A 17,325-nucleotide genomic window follows, 5' to 3' on the forward strand; every position below is an offset into this window, starting at 1 on the left:
AGAACAATCAATGCGTTTGATAACAAAAACAGTTACGGCTTTAGTATTATCTGCACTTTTTTCCAAAGCAGGCGCAATCGAGCCCTTCGTTGTAGAAGACATTCAGGTTGAGGGATTGCAAAGGGTAGAGTTAGGCTCATTTTTTACAGAGCTACCTATTCGTGTAGGTGAAACCCTTGACGATGCACGTGTCCCAGGAATTATTCGAGCTATTCATCAGAGCGGTAATTTTGATTTTGTAAAGCTAGAGAAAGAGGGTAATACACTTAAAGCCATAGTGGTTGAACGTCCTGTTATCACAGACATTATTATCAAAGGCAACAAGGTCTTAAAAACCGAACAGCTGCTTGAGGGTATGGAAGGAGCTGGGATCTCCAAAGGAGAAGTACTCAACAGCTTTGTTCTAGAAAAAATTGAGCAGGAAATTGCCAATCAGTACTATTCGAACGGGCATTACCATATCAGTGTTGAAAAGAAGTTAGCGGAGTTGTCACGTAACCGTGTTCAGTTACATTTAACCATCAATGAGGGTGGTTCGGCTAAGATTAAAGAGTTTAATATTATTGGTAATAATGTATTTCCTGATAATAAATTACTATCTCAGTTTGAGCTAACAACTGGTGGGTTTTTAACTTTTATCACTGATGATAATAAATACAGTAGTACAACTCTTGAAAAGGATCTTGAGACATTAACATCTTTTTATAAAGACCGTGGATATTTACAATTTAAAATTACCTCTACAGAAATTTCATTAGCAAATAATGAAGAAGATATATATATCACTATCGTTGTTGATGAAGGTGAGGTGTATACCATTTCGGAGTTAGATGTTTTGGGTGATTTTAACTTTGATGTTGAAACATTTAAAAATCTAATTCCTCTAAAAGCTGGAGATACTTACTCTGCAGCGGCCATGACATTCGCTGAAGAACAGATTAAACAATTTTTAGGGCTTTATGGTTATGCATTTGCTGAAGTGAGAACGATACCTGAACTTTCGAAAGATACCCCTGAAGCAAAGTTGAGAGTCTTTATAAATACAGGGGAGCGTTATTATGTTGATCGCATTGGTTTTAAAGGGAATACTTCTACAGATGAAAATGTTTTAAGGCGCGAGGTAAGGGTCCAGGAGGGTGGCTCCCTATCTTCGGCTTTGGTGGAAAGATCTAAAATTAGGTTACAAAGATTACCTTATCTAGAAAGCGTTAAGGTTGATACTGTAAAAAAGGAAGGAAGCACTGATAGAGCTGATGTGATTTTTGAGGTTCAAGAAAGAAGTGCTGCTCAAGTTAGTGGAGGCTTGGGTTACAATGACTTTTATGGAATGAGCATTAATGGAGAGTTATCACACAGTAACTTTATGGGTACAGGTAATTCAGTAGGTTTAGCGCTAAATACAAATAAAGCAATAAAAAGTATCAGGTTGAATTATACTGATAATTATTTTACTCAAGATGGTATTGGTTTATCTTCTAATATTAACTTCAGTGAAACTGACTATGGAAAATTAAATTTAATCGCACAAAGCTTAGACACCATTGGTTTTGGGACCAACGTTTTTTTACCTACTGGTGAGTTTTCAACTTTCAATGTTGGCTTTAATGTATCCAAGAATGAACTCAGCTCGCCTATCACAAACTCTCAGAGAGTAATAGACTTCTTTGAATTGCTTGGGAGTGATGCAAGAGTAGATACAGACGTTGAGTTTGATATTTTCTCAGTTAATTTAGGTTATAGTATTAACTCACTGAATCGCGCAATTTTTCCTTCAAAAGGTACTCGTCACCGTTATGGTTTAGATGTAGGCACCTCAATCGGAGATTTGGAGTTCTACAAAGCCACCTATGATTATGACTATTACTTCCCAATATCTAATGATGGATGGATTTTCTCTATTCGTGGTGGACTAGCGTATGGAGATGGATATGGTGATACAGAGGATTTACCATACTTCCAAAACTTTTATGGTGGTGGTAGCTCATCTTTAAGGGGATTTGAAACTAATACAATCGGCCCCAGAGATATTCAAAGGATTCGTACAACTCAGAGCGTGCCCAGCCCGATACCAGGTGCAGGAAATACTACCGTAATTTTGCCAAGTGAGTATGACCAGCTCTTCATAGGAAGATATTCGGTAGGAGGTAATGCTCGTTTCTTGAATTCATTTGAATTGATTTTCCCGACCCCATTTATAGAAGATAACTCTAATGTAAGAACCAGCTTTTTTGTTGATGTTGGTAATGTCTGGGATACAAAGTTTGACGCGGAGCGATTTGAAGGTTTAAATATTGAACAAAATAGCCTTCTACAGTTTGTTCCTGATTATAGTGATTACAAGGATTACAGGGCTTCATATGGAATATCATTGCAATGGTATTCAGCTATGGGCCCGTTGCAGTTTAGTTTATCTCGACCTTTAAAAAGTGAACCTTATGACGACACAGAAACTTTTAGTTTTACAATTGGTCGAACATTTTAATTAAAATTATTGGAGAAATATTTTGAAAAAATTATTAGCTGTTATTTTATTTGTTGTGGCAAGCGTACCAATGTTGGCAAATGCTGAGACTAAAATTGGTATTATAAACTTTGGTGAAGTTATGGCTAAAGTCCCACAAAAAGATGCAATCAATCAAAAGTTGAAAAAAGAATTTTCTGGACGTGAAAATGAGTTGAAGCGTTTAGGTGAAGAAATTGAAACTGCTCGTCAAGAATACATCAATAACGTAGCAACCATGTCAGAATCCCAAGCTACTGAAAAGAAGCGTGCGATTCAGCAAAAAATGTCTGATTTCCAGTTAAAGGAAGCCGCTTTTAAAGAAGACGTTGAGAAACGTAGTCGTGAAGAACAGATTAAATTGGGCAATCAAATCAGAGCTGCTGTTGAGTCTGTTGCTAAAAAAGGTGGTTTTAACATTTTATTAGACCGTCAATCAGCACCATACATTGATAGCTCTGTACCAGAAGTAACCGATCAGGTTCTTGCTGAGTTATCAAAATAAGCCAATAAAGCTTTAAAAATATTGCAACCGTTTGATAAGTGAGTAGTATTATTCTTAATAAGGGTATATTCAGGTAGTCAAAGGTTTGCAAAAGACACTTCAAGAAATCGCTGAGCACATTGGCGCTGAGCTTAAAGGTGAACCGCAGTTAGCAATAACTGCGGTTTCGCCGTTAAATAAGGCGCAAAAAGGTGAGCTGAGCTTTATAAGCGACAAAAAGTATTTAAGTCATGTAGAAAGTAGCAATGCTTCGGCATTGATAGTTAATTCTGCTATTGCTGAGCAGTTAAGTGGTAATTTGCTGGTCATGCAAGACCCCTATCTTGGTTATGCAAAAGTTGCTCAGCTCTTTGATACAACTCCTCGTCCCAAGCAGTGCATTTCATCAAGCGCTATAATTGCCGAATCAGCTCAACTGGGCGTTAATGTAACTGTTGATGCTAATGCGGTGATTAAGGAAGGAGCTGAGATTGGTGATAATGCGGTAGTTGGAGCGGGCGTAGTAATTGGTGAAAACGTCAAAATTGGTTCCAACACCTTAATATATCCCAATGCGGTTATCTATCATGCAGTTGAAATAGGCAAGGATTGTATTATTCACGCTAATGCAGTGATTGGCTCAGATGGTTTCGGTTATGCCAATGACAAGGGTGAATGGGTAAAGATTCCTCAGGTCGGTAGCGTTATCATAGGGGACTCAGTGGAAATCGGTGCACATACAGCTATAGACCGCGGTGCTCTCGAAAATACCATTATCGGAACAGGGGTTAAGCTCGATAACCATATTCATATTGCACACAATGTTGTCATTGGTGATTACACAGCTATCGCTGGCTGTACGGCAATTGCTGGCAGTACTACTATTGGAAAGCACTGCACAATAGCTGGCAGAGTGAGTATAATTGGCCATCTTGAGGTATGTGATAAAGCACATATCACAGCTACAACTTTTGTGAATAAATCAATTACGGAGCCTGGAGCCTATTCTTCAGGTACAACATTCCAGTCTAACAAGGAATGGCATAAAAGCGCCGTACGGTTCAGGCAACTGGATGAGATGTGGCGTAAACTAAAACAGCTGGAAAAAGAATTAGGACAGCTAAAAGACTCAAGAGAAGATAAAGATGAGTGATAACAATTTTACAGAAATGAATTCGATGGATATCTATGAAGTAATGAAGCATTTGCCTCATCGTTATCCTTTTTTGTTAGTTGACCGAGTGGTTGACTACAAAGCAGGGGAGTATTTGAAAGCGATTAAGAATGTTACGGTAAACGAGCCATTCTTTCCGGGCCACTTCCCGCACCGTCCAGTATTTCCAGGGGTTTTAATGCTTGAGGCGATGGCTCAGGCAAGTGGTATATTGGCATTTAAGACTACCGAAGATTTGCCAACAGATGACTCTTTGTTTTATTTTGTTGGTATTGACGATGCACGCTTCAAGAAACCTGTTGAGCCAGGCGATCAGTTGGTGATGGAGGTTACTGTCTTGAAGCGTAAGCGCGATATGTGGAAATTCGCTGCCAAGGCTACCGTTGACGGTAAAGTAGTGTGTTCCGCTGAACTCATGTGTGCAAAGAAGGATATTGTGTGATCCATCCAACCGCCATTATTGACCCATCAGCAAACATTGCTGAAGACGTAGAAATTGGCCCATACTCAATTGTTGGTAAAGAGGTTTCCATTGATTCTGGGACTGTAGTTGGTCCTCATGTCGTTATTGGAAGCTACACCACGATTGGTAAAAATAACCGCTTCTTCCAGTTTTCTTCAATTGGTGAAGAAAATCAGGATAAGAAGTATGCGGGCGAGCCCACTCGAACCATTATTGGTGATGGAAATGTATTCCGCGAGTGCTGCACTGTGCATCGAGGTACAGTACAGGATAATTCAGAAACGCGTATTGGCAATAATGGCTGGTTTATGGCCTATACTCACATAGCACACGATTGTGTGCTGGGTGATAACATCATCATGTCGAACAATGCGACTCTTGCCGGGCATGTTCATGTTGGTGATCATGTCATTCTTTCCGGATTTGCCAAGATTCATCAGTTCTGCAAGATTGGCGCGCATGCCTTTATTGGTATGGATTGTGCCATCAGTAAAGATATTCCACCGTTTGTTTTGGTCGCTGAAAATGCGCCCTATGGCCTTAATTCAGAAGGCCTTAAGCGCCGTGGCTTCTCTGCGGAGAGTATCAGCGAGCTCAAGCGTGCCTACCGAAGTATCTACCGTAAGTCACTGAAGACCGAAGAAGCAATTGCTGAAATGTCGGAAAGTTCCGATCCGCATGTGCAACAAATGATAGAATTTTTGCAGAATGCGAACCGAGGTATTTTGCGTTAAGTTGTTTAAAGCAAAGCTGTCGTAGATATCTGGTCTGCTTAAGTTAAAAATAATAAAGGGGTATAGCGATGCAAACATCGCCTTTTGCTGATAATACCGTAGCAGAATCAGTGACCAAGATTGCCATAATCGCCGGAGAATCATCTGGCGATATCTTAGGTGCAGGCCTAATTAAACAGCTAAAAAAACACTTCCCTCATGCCGAGTTTGAAGGCATTGCTGGCGATTTGATGCAAGCCGGGGGCTGCAAATCCCTATATCCGATGGAATCTCTGGCGGTAATGGGGATTGTTCCAATTCTGAAAAGACTTCCAGAATTACTTAAAATGAGGCGTGAACTGGCCAAACGCTGGATTGAATCACCGCCTGATATGTTTATCGGTATCGATGCCCCTGAGTTTAATATTGGTCTGGAAAAGAAGTTAAAAGCCAATAATATTAAAACGATTCATTATGTCAGCCCGTCAGTTTGGGCCTGGCGTCCGAAACGTATTTTCAAAATCCGTAAAGCTACCGATCTGATGTTGTGTCTGTTTCCTTTTGAGCAGGATATTTATCAGAGACATGCGATTGATAACTTCTGTGTGGGTCATCCGTTGGCCGATCAGATCCCAATGGAGATGGATAAGTCAGAAGCCAGACAGCGCTTAGGATTATCTTATTCGGCTGACCAGCGAGTTGTTTGTATTATGCCGGGAAGTCGTGGGTCAGAGATGAAGTTCCTTGGGCAGGATTTTATCGATACGGTAAAACTGATTCAGGATTATTATCCAGACACCCAATTTATTGCGCCAATGGCAAACCAGGCTCGCCGACAGCAATTTGAAGCATTGTTGCAAGACACCCGAGATGCGCCTGATATTCAATTATTTGATGGGCAATCGAGAGATTGTATGGCTGCCAGTGATTTGGTTGTGATGGCTTCAGGTACTGCAACTCTGGAAGCGATGCTGATAAAACGTCCTACTGTAGTGGCGTACAAAGTTGGCGGTTTCAGTTATCAGATATTTAAACAATTACTGATCATCGATACTTTCGCCATTCCTAATTTGCTGGCTAAAAAGCCCTTGATACCAGAGTTGATACAGGACGAATGTACGCCAGACAATATTTTTGCAGAAGTCCGTGCATGGCTGGAAGATGATGGCCAACGCTGGCAGGAAACTAAGGCTGTATTCGAAGAATGGCACAGCAAATTGCGTAAGGATGCAGATGTTTACGCAGCTAATTCTATTACCCAGTGGTGGCTGAATAACACACGCTAACCCCATTTCATAAATAAAAAATAGTCTATGGAACAAACAATATTAATTGCAGGTGTTGATGAGGTAGGGCGAGGCCCTCTAGCGGGACCGGTAGTCGCGGCAGCGGTAATTCTCGATCCTGCCAAGCCTATTGAAGGACTTGCAGATTCTAAGAAGTTGACTGAGAAGCGTCGCGAAGCGCTTGTTATTGAGATAAAGGAAAAAGCTCTGGCTTGGTCAATAGCTCGAGCCGAAGTCGAAGAAATTGACCAAATCAATATTTTGCAGGCCAGCTTGCTGGCCATGAAACGGGCCGTAGAATCGCTTCAGCATGCTCCTGAACTTGCACTAATTGACGGTAACCACTGCCCTGAACTGGATTGTCGAATGGAAGCTATCATTAAAGGTGATAGTAAGGAACCGGCAATCAGCGCTGCATCAATTTTGGCAAAGGTTGCAAGAGACACTGAGATGGCTGAAATGGAGCAGGTTTATCCGGGGTATGGTTTCGCCAAGCATAAAGGTTATCCTACCAAGCAGCATCGAGAGGCGATTTTAAAGTTAGGTATCACTCCCATTCATCGTCGTTCCTATGCGCCAGTCCAGAAAATGCTCGAATTTTAAGTGTTGATTCTAAATTATTGAAAAATAATATAAAAATAACAAATCAATTAAAACACTGGAAACAATTCTACTGGCTTTTATAATAAGTCAGTTCATACCAATAATTAATATCTCATAACGACAAGAGCCAACAGACAGAAAACTATGACGCCACGCTTTGTTCACCTTAAAATGCATACCGAATACTCTATGGTGGATAGTGTGGTGCGGGTTAAGCCACTGATCGCGCATTGTAAGGAACAGAATATTCCGGCAATCGCCATGACCGATCAGATGAACATGTGTGGCCTGGTCAAGTTCTATTCCCAGTCAGTATCCGCGGGCATAAAGCCGATAGCAGGCGCTGACTTATTAATTCAGAATCCTAATGATGAGGACGACCATTTTCGTGTCACGGCTTTGTGCATGAACAATACCGGTTACCTCAATCTCAAGTATCTTATTTCTCGTGCCTACCTTAAAAACCAGCATCGTGGTTTACCTCTTGCAAAAAAAGAATGGCTACCCGAGTTTGCCGAAGGGCTCATTATTCTTTCCGGCGGACGTCAAGGGGATGTAGGTAAGGCACTCCTTGCTGGCAATATGGATCAGGCAGCATCAAACCTGGGTTTCTGGAATCATCATTTTAAAGATCGCTTCTATCTGGAGCTGCAGCGTACTGGTCGTCCACAAGAAAATGAATACATTCATCAGGTGATAGGTTTAGCGCAAGGCGCTAGCACACCTGTTGTGGCTACTAACGATGTGCGATTCCTGCACAAAGAAGATTTCGATGCCCATGAGGCTCGTGTGTGCATTAACCAGGGACGTGTTCTCGCTGACCCTCGTCGTCCAAGAGACTACAGTGAGCAGCAATATTTGCGCAGCGAAGCCGAAATGGTTGAGCTGTTTGAAGATATTCCAGAAGCGCTAGAAAACAGTGTAGAAATTGCCAAGCGCTGTAATTTGGATATGCGTCTAGGCGAGTACTTCCTGCCGGAATTCCCCATTCCTGAAGGCATGACCATTGAACAGTACTTTGAGAAGGTCTCCAAAGACGGCCTCGAAGAACGACTTGACCAATTGTATGACCGCAATGCAGAGAACTTTGCAGAAATCCGCAAGGAATATGATGAGCGTTTACAGATTGAGCTAGACGTTATTAATCAAATGGGATTCCCGGGCTACTTCCTGATCGTTGCCGACTTTATTCAATGGTCCAAAAATAATGGCGTACCGGTTGGCCCCGGCCGTGGTTCCGGTGCCGGTTCCTTAGTGGCCTATGCCATGAAGATTACCGATCTTGATCCACTGGAATACGACCTGCTTTTCGAGCGATTCCTGAATCCTGAACGTGTATCGATGCCCGACTTTGACGTCGACTTCTGTATGGAAGGACGCGATCGAGTCATTGATTATGTGGCCGAACGTTACGGCCGAAACAGTGTTTCGCAGATTATTACCTTCGGTACTATGGCCGCCAAGGCGGTTATTCGTGACGTTGGTCGTGTACTGAGTCATCCTTACGGTTTCGTCGATAAGCTGGCCAAGTTGATTCCTTTCGAAGTAGGGATGACGCTGGAAAAAGCATTTGAGCAGGAACCAGAATTACCACGCTTGTACGAAGAAGATGAAGACGTTCGTGAGATGTGGGATTTGGCGCGTAAGTTGGAAGGCGTCACTCGAAATGCCGGTAAGCACGCCGGTGGTGTGGTTATCGCACCGAATGATCTGGAAGAGTTTGCGCCGCTGTATTGCGATGAAACTGGTCACAATATTGTTACTCAGTTTGATAAAGACGATGTGGAAAGTGCCGGTCTGGTCAAGTTTGACTTTTTGGGTCTAAGAACCCTGACCATTATTGACTGGGCACTTGAAACGGCCAACGCCATTATCGCCAAGAAAGGCGAAGACCCAATCGATATTGCGAAGATTGATACCGAAGATCAGCAGGTTTTCGATTTGCTGCAACGCGCAGATACCACAGCAGTTTTCCAGCTTGAATCACGCGGTATGAAGGATCTGATTAAGCGTCTTAAACCAAACCGTTTTGAAGACATTATCGCACTGGTTGCTCTGTTTCGTCCGGGTCCGTTGCAGTCAGGTATGGTTGATAACTTCATCAATCGTAAACACGGACGCGAGAAAGTTTCTTACCCAGATCCTCATTATCAACATGAATCCCTAAAAGAAATTCTCGAACCGACCTACGGCATCATCCTCTATCAGGAGCAGGTGATGCAGATTGCTCAGGTTTTGGCTGGTTATACGCTTGGCGGCGCGGATATTTTGCGTCGTGCCATGGGTAAGAAAAAGCCCGAAGAGATGGAGAAGCAGCGTAGTATCTTCAAAGAAGGCTCGATCAAGAATGGTGTTGATGGCGATCTGGCCATGAAGATTTTCGACCTGGTAGAAAAATTCGCCGGTTATGGTTTCAATAAGTCGCATTCGGCTGCTTATGCATTAGTAGCGTATCAGACCGCATGGCTGAAAACGCATCATCCGGCAGCCTTCATGGCTGCGGTAATGTCCTCCGATATGGATAATACCGACAAGGTTGTTACCTATGTTGAAGATGCGCAGAACAGCGGACTAACCATTACGCCGCCAGATGTGAACAAAGGGCAGTACCGTTTCTCGGTGGATGAAGAAGGTCGTATCGTCTATGGAATCGGTGCCATTAAAGGAGTTGGTGAGGGTGCTATCGAAAGCATCGTCAAAGAACGTGAAGCCAATGGCCCATACAAAGACCTGTTCGATTTCTGTAGTCGAGTTGACCTGAAAAAAGCCAACCGCCGTACTTTAGAAGCCTTGATTCGTGCTGGCGCGATGGACCTTATAGGGCCGAATCGCGCAACGTTGATGGCTTCGCTCGATGAGGCGGTAAAAGCTGCTGAGCAGTTTAATAAAAGCCAGGCAGCAGGGCAGGACGACTTGTTTGGAAGCGTCGTCACCACAACCGCCACCGAACAGCATCAATATATTCGTGTTAAGCCGTGGACTGATGAACAGGTTCTGCAAGGCGAAAAAGAAACATTGGGATTATACCTGACAGGTCACCCAATCGATCGTTACATTCCAGAAATTAAACAAATGAGCATTACCCGACTGCGTGACCTGCAACCAACCGGGCGTGGTAATTCAGCAAGAGTGGTAGGCTTGATTGTTGGCATGCGCGTCATGAATACTAAGCGCGGCGATAAAATGGCGATTCTCACTTTGGACGATAAGTCCGGTCGTTGTGATGTCACAGTCTATGCTGAAACTTTTGAAACCTACCGCCATTTATTGAGCCGCGATAATGTCATTGTGGTTGATGGCGAAGCGCGCCATGATGATTATTCTGGCGGCACCAGCGTCAGCGCTAATAGCGTCATGTCATTTGAACAGGCGCGAGAACAATACTGCAAAAAAATCGTCATCACCATCTCCGACTCCATCATCGGCCCAGACACCATGGTCGAGCTTGAAGAAAAAATCAGCCAAAACCGCGACGGCGCCTGCCCAGTAATTATCAACTTCCAGTACCAACAAAAACAAATCGCCGGTGATTTCGTCATGAGCGAAGACTGGTGCGTACAGCCAGTTGATTCATTAGTGTTCAGCCTCAAACACATCCCCGGCTGTGTTGATGCAAGAGTGGAGTATTAGATAAATCTGCTGGGATTCACTTCGTTGATCCTGCCCTAGGGGTACATCACCAGCCTACGGGTGCCTTTAATTTGACTAAAAGTAGGTTGGCGATGAGCAACGCGAATCCCAACAAAATCTTCTTTATCCCAATACCCCATAAACCAAAGCACCACCCAACACTAAACAACCAATTGCATATATAGGAAGTAATCGAATTACCCAGGGAATAATTTTATCAGCAAACTTTTTGTGCCACCACCAGGGAATACACAATAACCCGATACTGGTAACCACCAGTAACCAACCAAAATAGAAAAAGACTTCGCTGTATAACATCTGCGGTGAGTAGAGAATCAAGGATAAACCAAAGATGATTCGAACCAGCTGTTCGCTGTAATGTGCTTGGCTAGATGAGGCAAACTGTCGCAAGAAGTGCTTTGCAGGTGCAGGTTTGATAACAGCTATGAATGCGAAGCCTATAAGAAATATGGCTGCGACTAGAATGATGAGGCTGAAAATCCAATTCATCTAAAGTGACTGTTAAAGTGGAGCAGACTTAGAGTCTGCTCACTATGATGACTAATTACAACTTTTTCTTTAAGCGCTTTTCCACCATCTTCTTTTCCCAATTGATCTTGAAAAGGTTGATGACCTCAAAGGCCTGCAATCCATGGATGGTAAGACCCAATGCCCAGGCTCCCCACGGGATTAACATCTCAGAAATTTTCCCCGTAAAAATGAAGATGACAGTAAAAATGATGAAGAACAGTAAATGTCCATAAAAGTCTTTAATCCCTTTTACGTACTCCATTGCTTCAGCTTCTTCATTGCTAACAGTTTCAACAGCTGGCTTAGGTTTCGCGCCTTGTTGAGCTTCTTGAGTCGTTTCATTGGTATTGGTGGTGTTCATATCAGGCTCTCCTGTGCTGTCCATTGCTATGGACGGTTCAAATGTTGCTATATCAACCTCAAACACAGCGGCTAATGACTTTTGAGTTTCAAGACTGGGCTTAGTCTGGCCACGCTCAATCCGCTGAATCGTACGAGTGCTAACACCCATCAACTCGGCTAAGTGCTCTTGTGACCAACCTCTTTTCAATCTCAATTTTCTAACAATCATAATCAATCCGTTTGTGTGTTTAGTAGTAACGCTGGCTGATACAGCGGTGAGCCTGAATTATGGAAATTCCAGGCCAAGTATAACACGACATCTTCGCGAAGGATGAGCGACATTGGGGTGACAACAAAGCGACATGGCTATAATAATCAATGGGTTATATGACCACCATTCTAGTATTGTCATTCTGGACTGTGACGACGGTAGAGCTCCTGAGAAATTCAGAATCTGCTCTAAAACATTTCACTAATACCAATGGTGGCAAATTGGAGAACATGCATGCTACCGAGCGGAATCGATACTTGTATAAAGAGACTAATGATAATAGAGTCTTATGATACGAATTCGTATAAGAAAGCGGTATTTGCTTAAGGAAGTGAAGTGTTAAATTTGATACCTAATAAAAAACTCGATTACAGTGAGGAATTATCAAAAGAGTTTATTGAGCGTGGTATTTCTAGTTTTCACGCTGCATGTGATTATGTATGGAAACTGCCTTACGGAAGAACTTCTGACAGAGCTAATTGGAAACTTGTGCTAACTGAAAGTCGAGGTGCTTGTAGTACAAAACATGCTTTACTGAAAGCACTAGCAGATGAACTTTTGATTGATATCGATTTGGTAGTGGGTATTTACCCTATGACAGGAAAGAATACTTCAGGGGTTGGTAAAGTTTTGCTAAAGCATAACGTTGAATATATTCCTGAAGCACACTGTTATCTTCGGTATCAGGATGAACGGCTTGATTTTACAAGATACAGTGTGCAAGCCGACGAACCGATAAACAAATTCTTTTCTGAAATTTCTATAAAGCCCAATGAAATTGGCGAGATAAAGTTAAATTTCCATAAAAATTTTATTCGCAATAACTATAGTAAAGTTGAGTTTGAAAGAATCTGGGCTATAAGAGAAGAGTGCATTGCAGAAATTAGTACATAACAAACGCAGTTCATGTAAACGTTATGTTAATAAATTTAGAGGACGACCTATGTCGACAAACAACAGACAGATCTTATTAGCTTCGCGCCCGAAAGGGGCTCCTACCGATGATGATTTCCGTCTAGTGGAATCGGCTAAGCCAGAACCAAAAGAGGACGAAATACTGCTAAAAACTATTTATTTGTCCTTAGACCCATACATGCGCGGTCGCATGAATGATGCCAAGTCGTATGCCGATCCGGTCGAGTTAGACCAGGTGATGGTTGGCGGTACGGTGTCTCAGGTTGAAGCTTCCAACAATGATAAGTTTGCGGTCGGTGATTGGGTCTTGAGCCAGAATGGTTGGCAGGATTACAGCGTTTCGGATGGTAAAGACGTTATGCCGCTGGGCAAGAACCCTTCTAATCCGTCTTATGCCTTGGGCATTATGGGAATGCCTGGGTTTACGGGGTATATGGGGCTGTTAGATATTGGCCAGCCTAAGAAGGATGAGACTGTGGTGGTGGCAGCGGCTACCGGGCCTGTTGGCGCAACGGTTGGCCAAATTGCAAAGATTAAAGGCTGTAAGGCGATTGGTGTTGCCGGTGGTGAAGAAAAATGTCGTTTTGCAGTTGAGACATTAGGTTTTGATGCCTGTATTGATCATAAGGCCGATGATTTTGCCGAGCAATTAGCGAAGGCATGCTCTGATGGTATTGATGTTTATTATGAAAACGTTGGCGGAAAAGTGTTTGATGCAGTGTTGCCACTTTTAAACACCAAGGCAAGAATTCCGCTGTGCGGTTTAGTTTCCCAGTATAACGCCACTGAACTACCTAGTGGGCCAGACAGAATGGGTATGTTGATGGGTACCTTGTTAGTCAAGCGTATCAAGATGCAGGGCTTTATTATCTTCGACGATTATGGGGACCGTTATCCTGAATTTGCTCAAGACATGGGGCAGTGGTTGAAGGAAGGAAAAATTCATTATCGTGAGCAGATGGTTGAAGGACTGGACAAGGCACCGCAAGCGTTCATGGGAATGCTCGAAGGCAAAAACTTTGGCAAGCTAGTGGTTAAAGTGAATGAGCCAATAAGTTAAAGACTGCACAAGGACAATCATCCTATGACGTCGAATATGACACACCAACTGCTTCTCTATCCAATGGCTGCCCACATCGCGTGGGTTGCTTTTCTTTATGTTTTGCTGACGATTGTTCGTGCTCCTGCAGTGTGGGGTGTTATAAAGAGCAAAAAAGAAAACTGGGCGTCAATCGAACCGCGAATTTAGTGCAAACCTCTCGAATCAATTCGAGTGGCCTTTGTTTTTCCACATCACCTGTTTGCTGTTAATCGTGTTAGGTAATACTGATACTTTTCAATTATGGCTGGCTTGGATATTTGTGGGTGGCCGATTGATTCATAGCGCAGTGCAGATATTGACAAATAATATCCGCTTAAGAGGCTTGGTCTTCACCATCAATTTTTTGGCGGTTTTGGCGATGTGGTTTTTTCTTTTGATATAACCTCTGAACATTATTCAGGCATCCTGCACTGAATTTCTCTTTCACATATCTGTCGCTAAACAAAATAAAATCTTACATTTAGAAACCCGCTCCTTGTATCAAAAGCAATCTTACATGCGTAGATTGAAATAATAACGAATATTAAAAAGGATAATGAGGAATTTTCAGTGAATAACTTACGATTTATAGCAGGTTTATGCGTGGGATTGGTTGTGCTATCTGGTTGCGTAATCAAGCAGCACGCTGCGCAGGGAAAGAACAATGAAGAAAATAAAACATTTGCTCTAACTAACGTAAATATCATACCAATGACCGTTGATAATGAGATCATCGAGAACACGACAGTTGTAATTGTTGATAATAGAATTTCAGCCATTGGTGAAAAAATACCAAATGATGCCAAGATTATTGATGGTGAAGGTAAGTGGCTTATCCCTGGCCTGATAGACATGCACGTTCACAATCTAGTAGATGGCAGCCCTGGAAATAACTACCCAACCAAGGGGGCATCAATCTTCTTCGACAACCAAGATATTATGTTGTTATACGTTGCTAATGGCGTTACCACCACATTTGAACTTAGCGGTAGAGTTGAGCATTTCGGGCAAAGAAACGAAATCGTTAAAGGCGATGTCACTGGTCCCAGGATTGCGTTGGCGGCGTTAATTGATGGAAGCAATGCGAGTAAAGTGGCAACTACTCCGTCCGAGGGGCGCCAGGCTGTTCGCATCGCAAAAGGCGATGGCTACCAATTTATCAAGGTTTACTCAAGGCTTAATATTGAAACCTACAAAGCGATTGTGGATGAGGCTAACAAACAAGGTATGAAGGTGGTGGGGCATATACCCAATGCCTTCGAGGGTAAGAGTGAAGATGCCTTCGTCCCTCACTTTGGCTTAGTAGCTCATGCAGAGGAGTTTTCAAAGCAAGCCAATGAGTTTACTGAAGAAGAAGCTTATAAGCTTGCAAGATTGGCTAAAGAGAATGGCACCTGGGTTACTCCTAACCTATCGAACCTGGTAAGGATTGCTGCTCAGGGACGCTCATTGGATGCTGTAAGAGATCTTCCAAGTTTTAAATACGTACATCCATTAATGCAAGACAAATGGATTACTGCTAATCAATATAATCAAGGCACAACCCCAAAAAGAATTGCTTACTATGATGAGCTGGTTGATTTTCATGTAAAGCTCGTAAAAGCATTTAAAGAGCTTGGCGTTCCCATGGTAGCGGGTACCGATGCAGGCACTTCAGGTATAGTTTGGGGTTATTCATTACATGACGAGCTGACCTTGTTAGTGGATGCTGGTTTAACCACAGAAGAAACCTTGGCAGCTGCAACAAGGTTGGCAGCTACATGGTTAGGAATTGATGATAAAGTTGGGACTGTTGAAGTTGGTAAGCTAGCTGACCTTGTTTTGATTGATGAAAACCCTTTGTTGGATATTAATAACACTAGAAAGATATCAGGAGTGTTTTTTAATGGACGTTGGGTTGATAAAAGTCAGATTGATATCATGCTTGAAAATCTGGCAAAGAAAAACTCAGACAATCTCGGTAAAGATGAGTTTCTTTGGAGCAAAATAAGAGAGCGTTGATTGAGGTGATTAAAAGCTTATCTGTTAATCCTGAACTGAAATTGAAAGCCACTTCGTTTCCACATCATGGCGGTTAATCCAAAAAAGAACGACATGTATAAGGCGAAGTGCCATTCAATGATGTTTTCTGCTTGATCGGCCCAGCTTACTCCAGTTGCTTTGATGACGACGTTTGAAATACCTAAAACCCAGTAAACTGTAATTAGAATAAATTGAATGGTTAAATACCGTAGAATCTTTTTATCCAATGAATTGCCAAGCTTTTGTAAGCTGCGAATGCTTAACATCTGCGCCAGAATGGTCATGGCAAAGTAGAGGGTGATTCCATAACGTCTCATAAACTCATAAAAGTCACCTTCGGTACCAAGAAAGTCTGCGTATAGAACTAAAAACACAGCGCCAATGGTTCCTAGCACGAAAATCGTGTTGTGCGATTTATGGGTTAGCTCTTTCAGCCAGACACACTTTAAATACCAGAACATCACCAGAAATGCCGCTGTTGGCATCATCAATCCACGAAACAAAAATATCGCATCACCATTTCGGGCAGCGCGGCTGATTGAAGTGCATCCCTCAAAGTAGGGTACACACTCGTTGGCAACCCCCTGCCATAGGCCAATGAATAAAGCTCCATGCGCGGCTATGATGGGAACTAAACAGACTATCCAGGCTATGTGATGTGGACGGATGATTGTCTCCTAGTATTTAAAGCTTTGGTTAATCATAGAGCTGAAAAGTGAAACAGTGCAAGTATAGATCCAACCAAACAGTTTAGTCATCCTGAACTAGATTCAGGATCTGCTCTTTGATTTAGCCATTCCGTGCTAGGACACGGAATCCAGGCTTTATTCCTGCTGGTAATAATAATCATCTAGCACTGGCTTGCACACTATTTAAATTGCCAATAAACTTCATGCCGTTTGAAGTAATTGCTATTAGTTCAGATGTATTGGCGTAGTTAAAGAAGATTACGTTTGGATTAAATTTTACAAAAGGAATAACAATGAGCAAGATTACAATAAGCCGCGATAGTGGCTATGCGGATAGGGTTCGCAAGTATAAAGTTATCTGTAATGGGGAAGAAGTAGCACAGGTTGGAAATGGCGAGACCATTGAATTCGAAACGCCACCGGGCGAAAAGGAAGTCTATTTGAAAATAGACTGGTGTCGTTCGAACAAAGTTACTGTCAGTGTACCCCCCGGTAGCGAGGTCAAACTTAATGGAGGCTCAAGTCTGAGAGGGGGCAAGGTGCTATTAGCGGTCTTTTACGTGTTATTCATGCCTTCGAAATATCTTTGGTTGCAGACTAACTAAACTTTTCCAAAAGCAT

The 17,325-nt window shown here is 42.6% G+C and carries 17 protein-coding genes; 14 read left to right on the plus strand and 3 right to left on the minus strand.

All coding sequences use genetic code 11. The annotated features are described in order from the left end of the window. Nucleotides 1-10 precede the first annotated feature (10 nt). The 8 genes from bamA (at nucleotide 11) to dnaE (ending at nucleotide 10,853) form a co-directional block, all read left to right on the plus strand. The gene (bamA, locus tag B158_RS0105455) at nucleotides 11-2,482 is read left to right on the plus strand and encodes an outer membrane protein assembly factor BamA (RefSeq protein ID WP_018624352.1); all 2,472 of its coding nucleotides are present in this window, start codon (nucleotides 11-13) and stop codon (nucleotides 2,480-2,482) included. A 22-nt stretch (nucleotides 2,483-2,504) separates the two neighbouring features. Next, nucleotides 2,505-3,005: an OmpH family outer membrane protein gene (locus B158_RS0105460; protein WP_018624353.1), complete on the plus strand. Its 501-nt coding sequence runs from the start codon at nucleotides 2,505-2,507 to the stop codon at nucleotides 3,003-3,005. A gap of 85 nt (nucleotides 3,006-3,090) precedes the next feature. After that, on the plus strand, nucleotides 3,091-4,137 hold the full coding sequence (gene lpxD, locus B158_RS0105465; protein WP_018624354.1) for a UDP-3-O-(3-hydroxymyristoyl)glucosamine N-acyltransferase: 1,047 nt from the start codon (nucleotides 3,091-3,093) through the stop codon (nucleotides 4,135-4,137). Beyond that, the gene (gene fabZ / locus B158_RS0105470) at nucleotides 4,130-4,600 is read left to right on the plus strand and encodes a 3-hydroxyacyl-ACP dehydratase FabZ (RefSeq protein ID WP_018624355.1); all 471 of its coding nucleotides are present in this window, start codon (nucleotides 4,130-4,132) and stop codon (nucleotides 4,598-4,600) included. Before lpxD ends, fabZ begins: the two co-directional genes overlap by 8 nt. Beyond that, entirely contained in the window at nucleotides 4,597-5,355 is a 759-nt protein-coding gene (gene lpxA, locus B158_RS0105475; protein WP_018624356.1) for an acyl-ACP--UDP-N-acetylglucosamine O-acyltransferase, read from the plus strand. Before fabZ ends, lpxA begins: the two co-directional genes overlap by 4 nt. Before the next feature lie 68 nt (nucleotides 5,356-5,423). Next, nucleotides 5,424-6,620 carry a lipid-A-disaccharide synthase gene (gene lpxB, locus B158_RS0105480; protein WP_018624357.1) on the plus strand — a complete coding sequence of 399 codons (1,197 nt, stop codon included), beginning with the start codon at nucleotides 5,424-5,426 and terminating at the stop codon, nucleotides 6,618-6,620. A gap of 27 nt (nucleotides 6,621-6,647) precedes the next feature. Beyond that, nucleotides 6,648-7,223, plus strand: a complete 576-nt coding sequence (gene rnhB / locus B158_RS0105485) for a ribonuclease HII (protein ID WP_018624358.1) — start codon at nucleotides 6,648-6,650, stop codon at nucleotides 7,221-7,223. Nucleotides 7,224-7,367: 144 nt separating this feature from the next. Beyond that, nucleotides 7,368-10,853: a DNA polymerase III subunit alpha gene (dnaE, locus tag B158_RS0105490; RefSeq protein ID WP_018624359.1), complete on the plus strand. Its 3,486-nt coding sequence runs from the start codon at nucleotides 7,368-7,370 to the stop codon at nucleotides 10,851-10,853. 123 nt (nucleotides 10,854-10,976) lie between these two features. Here dnaE and B158_RS0105495 read toward each other — a convergent pair whose 3' ends face one another. Beyond that, nucleotides 10,977-11,363 (minus strand): hypothetical protein, encoded by a 387-nt coding sequence (locus tag B158_RS0105495; RefSeq protein WP_018624360.1) that lies wholly within the window; start codon nucleotides 11,361-11,363, stop codon nucleotides 10,977-10,979. A gap of 55 nt (nucleotides 11,364-11,418) precedes the next feature. Further along, complete coding sequence (locus tag B158_RS0105500) at nucleotides 11,419-11,955, minus strand: helix-turn-helix domain-containing protein (protein WP_018624361.1); 537 nt, start codon at nucleotides 11,953-11,955, stop codon at nucleotides 11,419-11,421. A gap of 378 nt (nucleotides 11,956-12,333) precedes the next feature. Here B158_RS0105500 and B158_RS0105505 point away from each other — a divergent pair, with 378 nt between their 5' ends. The 5 genes from B158_RS0105505 to B158_RS0105520 all read left to right on the plus strand — a co-directional run bounded on the left by B158_RS0105505 (nucleotide 12,334) and on the right by B158_RS0105520 (nucleotide 15,994). Further along, nucleotides 12,334-12,891 carry a hypothetical protein gene (locus tag B158_RS0105505; protein WP_018624362.1) on the plus strand — a complete coding sequence of 186 codons (558 nt, stop codon included), beginning with the start codon at nucleotides 12,334-12,336 and terminating at the stop codon, nucleotides 12,889-12,891. A gap of 49 nt (nucleotides 12,892-12,940) precedes the next feature. Further along, the gene (locus B158_RS0105510; protein ID WP_018624363.1) at nucleotides 12,941-13,972 is read left to right on the plus strand and encodes an NADP-dependent oxidoreductase; all 1,032 of its coding nucleotides are present in this window, start codon (nucleotides 12,941-12,943) and stop codon (nucleotides 13,970-13,972) included. A 36-nt stretch (nucleotides 13,973-14,008) separates the two neighbouring features. Continuing rightward, on the plus strand, nucleotides 14,009-14,161 hold the full coding sequence (locus B158_RS13490; RefSeq protein WP_211215572.1) for a hypothetical protein: 153 nt from the start codon (nucleotides 14,009-14,011) through the stop codon (nucleotides 14,159-14,161). Nucleotides 14,162-14,213: 52 nt separating this feature from the next. Further along, complete coding sequence (locus B158_RS13675; RefSeq protein ID WP_407635761.1) at nucleotides 14,214-14,396, plus strand: MAPEG family protein; 183 nt, start codon at nucleotides 14,214-14,216, stop codon at nucleotides 14,394-14,396. Nucleotides 14,397-14,563: 167 nt separating this feature from the next. Beyond that, entirely contained in the window at nucleotides 14,564-15,994 is a 1,431-nt protein-coding gene (locus tag B158_RS0105520) for an amidohydrolase family protein (RefSeq protein WP_026309258.1), read from the plus strand. 17 nt (nucleotides 15,995-16,011) lie between these two features. Here B158_RS0105520 and B158_RS0105525 read toward each other — a convergent pair whose 3' ends face one another. Beyond that, complete coding sequence (locus B158_RS0105525) at nucleotides 16,012-16,503, minus strand: hypothetical protein (RefSeq protein WP_228127066.1); 492 nt, start codon at nucleotides 16,501-16,503, stop codon at nucleotides 16,012-16,014. A gap of 494 nt (nucleotides 16,504-16,997) precedes the next feature. Between B158_RS0105525 and B158_RS0105530 the strand changes: the two genes are divergently transcribed. After that, on the plus strand, nucleotides 16,998-17,309 hold the full coding sequence (locus B158_RS0105530) for a hypothetical protein (protein WP_018624367.1): 312 nt from the start codon (nucleotides 16,998-17,000) through the stop codon (nucleotides 17,307-17,309). The last annotated feature ends 16 nt before the right edge of the window (nucleotides 17,310-17,325 follow it).

The sequence above is a fragment of the Kangiella aquimarina DSM 16071 genome, assembly GCF_000374105.1.
Classification (GTDB): domain Bacteria; phylum Pseudomonadota; class Gammaproteobacteria; order Enterobacterales; family Kangiellaceae; genus Kangiella; species Kangiella aquimarina.

Coding starts and splice junctions, on each gene's coding strand:
- bamA (WP_018624352.1), top strand. CDS start 11: ATGCGTTTGATAACAAAAACAGTTACGGCTTTAGTATTATCTGCACTT.
- fabZ (WP_018624355.1), top strand. CDS start 4,130: ATGAGTGATAACAATTTTACAGAAATGAATTCGATGGATATCTATGAA.
- lpxB (WP_018624357.1), top strand. CDS start 5,424: ATGCAAACATCGCCTTTTGCTGATAATACCGTAGCAGAATCAGTGACC.
- rnhB (WP_018624358.1), top strand. CDS start 6,648: ATGGAACAAACAATATTAATTGCAGGTGTTGATGAGGTAGGGCGAGGC.
- dnaE (WP_018624359.1), top strand. CDS start 7,368: ATGACGCCACGCTTTGTTCACCTTAAAATGCATACCGAATACTCTATG.
- B158_RS0105495 (WP_018624360.1), bottom strand. CDS start 11,363: ATGAATTGGATTTTCAGCCTCATCATTCTAGTCGCAGCCATATTTCTT.
- B158_RS0105500 (WP_018624361.1), bottom strand. CDS start 11,955: ATGATTGTTAGAAAATTGAGATTGAAAAGAGGTTGGTCACAAGAGCAC.
- B158_RS0105510 (WP_018624363.1), top strand. CDS start 12,941: ATGTCGACAAACAACAGACAGATCTTATTAGCTTCGCGCCCGAAAGGG.
- B158_RS13490 (WP_211215572.1), top strand. CDS start 14,009: ATGACACACCAACTGCTTCTCTATCCAATGGCTGCCCACATCGCGTGG.
- B158_RS0105525 (WP_228127066.1), bottom strand. CDS start 16,503: ATGATGCCAACAGCGGCATTTCTGGTGATGTTCTGGTATTTAAAGTGT.
- B158_RS0105530 (WP_018624367.1), top strand. CDS start 16,998: ATGAGCAAGATTACAATAAGCCGCGATAGTGGCTATGCGGATAGGGTT.